Raw genomic sequence first — 3,508 nt, forward strand, 5'->3', positions numbered from 1 at the left:
GCCTTCACGCGTGGCCTCTTTACCGATCTGATGAAGGTGTTCCGCAACGAGACCGGCCGCGCATTCATCTTTCCGTCCTCAGGCACCGGTGCCTGGGAGTCGGCGATCACCAACACCTTGAACCCTGGCGACCGCGTGCTGATGTCGCGCTTTGGCCAGTTCTCGCATCTGTGGGTCGACATGGCCGAGCGCTTCGGCCTCGACGTCGACGTCGTCGAGGCCGAATGGGGCACGGGCGTTCCGGTCGAGATCTATGCCGAGCGTCTCGCCAAGGACAAGGAACATCGTATCAAGGCGGTCTTCGTCACCCACAATGAAACCGCAACGGGCGTCACCAGCGACGTTGGCGCGGTGCGTGCGGCACTCACTGCCGCCAAGCACCCCGCACTGCTGTTCGTCGACGGTGTTTCGTCGGTCGGATCGATCGACTTCCGCCAGGAAGAATGGGGCGTCGACTGCGCCGTTTCAGGTTCGCAGAAGGGCTTCATGCTGCCGCCCGGCCTTGGCTTCCTGTCGGTCAGCCAGAAGGCGCTTGCCGCAGCCAAGACCGCCAAGTTCAACCGCTGCTACTTTTCCTTCGAGGACCAAATCCGCGCCAACGACACCGGCTATTTCCCCTACACGCCGGCCGTCCAACTGCTGCGCGGCCTGCGCGCGGCACTCGACCTGATCCAGGAAGAAGGCCTCGACAACATCTTTGAGCGTCACAACCGGCTGGCGACGGGCGTGCGCAAGGCTGTCGACGCCTGGGGCCTGCGTGTCTGCGCCAAGGAGGCGAAGTGGAACTCCGACACGGTCAGCGCGATCGTGGTTCCCGAAGGCATCGACAGCGCCGAAGTCGTCCGCCGCGCCTTCCACGGCTACCAGACTTCGCTCGGCGTCGGCCTCAACAAGGTTGCAGGCAAGGTGTTCCGCATCGGCCATCTCGGCTGGGTCAACGAAGTGATGATGTGCGGCGCGATCTCGGCGGCTGAAATGTCGCTGCGCGATTGCGGTGTCAAAGTCCAGCCAGGCTCCGGCGTGGGAGCCGCACTCGAGCACTACCGCCTGTCGGCCCAGCCGGCCGTCGCCAAAGCAGCCTGAAGCAGAACAGGGAGGAAAACAGATGAGCCATACACTCCACCACCTGCGCAAGCTTCGCCTTCAGCGTAGTGAACTCGCCGTGCCGGGTTCCAACCCGGAGATGATCCGCAAGGCCGCCGACGGTGATGCCGACTACATCTTCCTCGACATCGAGGATGCTGTGGCGCCACCGGACAAGGAGCGCGCGCGCAAGAACATTATCCAGGCCCTCAATGAGATCGACTGGCGCGCCAAGGGCAAGACGATTTCGGTGCGTATCAACGGCCTAGACACCCATTACATGTACCGCGACGTGGTCGATGTGATGGAGCAGGCGGGCGACAAGCTCGACACCATCCTGGTGCCCAAGGTCGGCGTTCCTGCCGATCTCTATATGGTCGACGCCATGGTCACCCAGATCGAGACGGCCAAGGGTTTCAAGAACCACGTCGGCCTGGAAGCCCTGATCGAGACCGCGCTCGGCATGGCCAATGTCGAAGCCATTGCCGCCTATGGCGGGCGGCTTGAGGCGATGCATTTCGGCGTCGCCGACTATGCCGCGAGCTGCAAGGCACGCACCGTCAGTATCGGCGGCCTCAACCCCGATTATCCCGGCGACCAGTGGCACGCAGCCCTGTCGCGCATGACGGTCGCCTGCCGCGCCTACGGCCTGCGCCCGATCGACGGGCCGTTCGGCGATTTCTCCGATCCTGAAGGCTACATCGCCGGCGCAAAACGTGCGGCGGCGCTGGGCATCGAAGGCAAGTGGGCGATCCATCCCTCGCAGATAGAACTGGCGAATGCTGTGTTTTCGCCGCCGGAAAAGGAGGTCACCCGCGCCCGCCGCATCATCGAAGTGCTCAAGGAAGCCGAGGAGCAGGGCAAGGGTGCCGCAGCCCTCGACGGCAAGATGATCGACGCCGCATCCGAGCGCATGGCCCGCAACGTGCTGGTCATGCATGACGCAATCGAGCAGTCGGCGCGCTCGCGCACCGGCCTGCCGAACTGAGGAGGAGTTCGACATGGATATTCATGAATATCAGGCCAAAGAGCTGCTCGCACGCTACTCGGTGCAGATCCCGCGCGGCGGCCTGGCTTACAGCCCCGAACAGGCGACCTATCGCGCCAGTGAAATCGGCGGCGGCAAATGGGTGGTCAAGGCGCAGATCCATTCCGGCGCGCGTGGCAAGGCCGGCGGCATCCGCATCTGCACCACCGACAACGAGGTCTCCGACGCCGCCGAAGCCATGCTCGGCCGCAAGCTGGTGACGCACCAGACCGGTCCCMRSGGCAAGCTGRTKTCSCGGCTTTATSTCGARGAARCCGTCGATATCSGCCAGGAGCTCTATSTCGGCWTCGTGCTCGACCGTAAGKMGGAGCGCGTCATGATCGTGGCGTCGGCYKCCGGCGGCATGGAGATCGAGGAGATCGCAGAAAAGCAGCCCGACTCGATCATCCGCGCCATCGTCGATCCGGGTGCCGGCATGCAGCAGTTCCAGGCCCGCGAGATCGCCTTTGGCCTTGGCCTCGACAACAGCCTGATCGGCAAGGCTGTCGACACGCTACTCGGCTGCTACCGCGTCTTCCGCGATTTCGACGCCTCGATGCTGGAGATCAACCCGCTTGTCATCACCAAGGACGGCAACCTGATCGCGCTCGACGCCAAGATGTCGTTTGACGAGAACGCGCTTTTCCGCCGCGCCGAGATATCGGAGCTGCGTGACAAGTCGCAGGAAGACCCGCGCGAAACCTTCGCCAGCGACCGTGGCCTGTCTTATGTCGGCCTCGAGGGCAATATCGGCTGCATCATCAACGGTGCCGGCCTTGCCATGGCAACGATGGACATGATCAAGATCGCCGGTGGCGAGCCTGCGAACTTCCTCGACATCGGCGGTGGTGCCTCGCCCGAGCGTGTCGCCAAGGCTTTTCGCGCCGTTTTGGCCGACAAGAACATCGAGACGATCCTGGTCAACATCTTCGCCGGCATCAACCGCTGCGACTGGGTGGCGGAGGGTGTCATCAAGGCGATCCGCGAAGTTGGTGTGAACGTGCCGCTGGTGGTGCGGCTTGCCGGAACCAATGTCGAAGAGGGCCGGCGCATTCTCGCCGAGTCGGGCGAAAAGGTGATCGTCGCCGACACGCTCGCCGAGGCAGCCGAGAAATCGGTCGAGGCGATGCGCGCATTTTCGAAAAGCAAAAAGAACTAAGGGAGGTCGAAATGGCAGTTCTCTTGAATCGCCGGACGCGCGTTATCGTCCAGGGTCTGACCGGCAAGATCGGCAGTTTCCACGCCGATGACATGAAGCGCTACGGCACCAACGTTGTCGGGGGTGTCACCCCCGGCAAGGGCGGGCTCGTCCACCAGGGCATTCCGGTGTTCAACACGGTCAGGGGCGCTGTTCGCGAGACCGGTGCCGAGGCCTCGATCGTCTTCGTGCCGCCACCC

The 3,508-nt window shown here is 63.5% G+C and carries 3 protein-coding genes and 1 pseudogene; all 4 read left to right on the forward strand.

Annotated features, from left to right (window positions below):
* A partial coding sequence (locus tag AC1DUU_RS26565; protein WP_476786350.1) for an aminotransferase class V-fold PLP-dependent enzyme occupies positions 1–1,083 on the forward strand: 1,083 nt, incomplete at its 5' end.
* 22 nt (positions 1,084–1,105) lie between these two features.
* Positions 1,106–2,071, forward strand: a complete 966-nt coding sequence (locus tag AC1DUU_RS26570; RefSeq protein ID WP_476786351.1) for an HpcH/HpaI aldolase/citrate lyase family protein — start codon at positions 1,106–1,108, stop codon at positions 2,069–2,071.
* 13 nt (positions 2,072–2,084) lie between these two features.
* Positions 2,085–3,269: a malate--CoA ligase subunit beta gene (locus AC1DUU_RS26575; protein ID WP_476786352.1), complete on the forward strand. Its 1,185-nt coding sequence runs from the start codon at positions 2,085–2,087 to the stop codon at positions 3,267–3,269.
* Between the two features lie 11 nt (positions 3,270–3,280).
* Positions 3,281–3,508 (forward strand): annotated as a pseudogene (locus tag AC1DUU_RS26580) (succinate--CoA ligase subunit alpha); the annotation flags it as partial.

The organism is Aminobacter sp. P4_H6_2 (assembly GCF_056400805.1).

Coding starts and splice junctions, on each gene's coding strand:
- AC1DUU_RS26570 (WP_476786351.1), top strand. CDS start 1,106: ATGAGCCATACACTCCACCACCTGCGCAAGCTTCGCCTTCAGCGTAGT.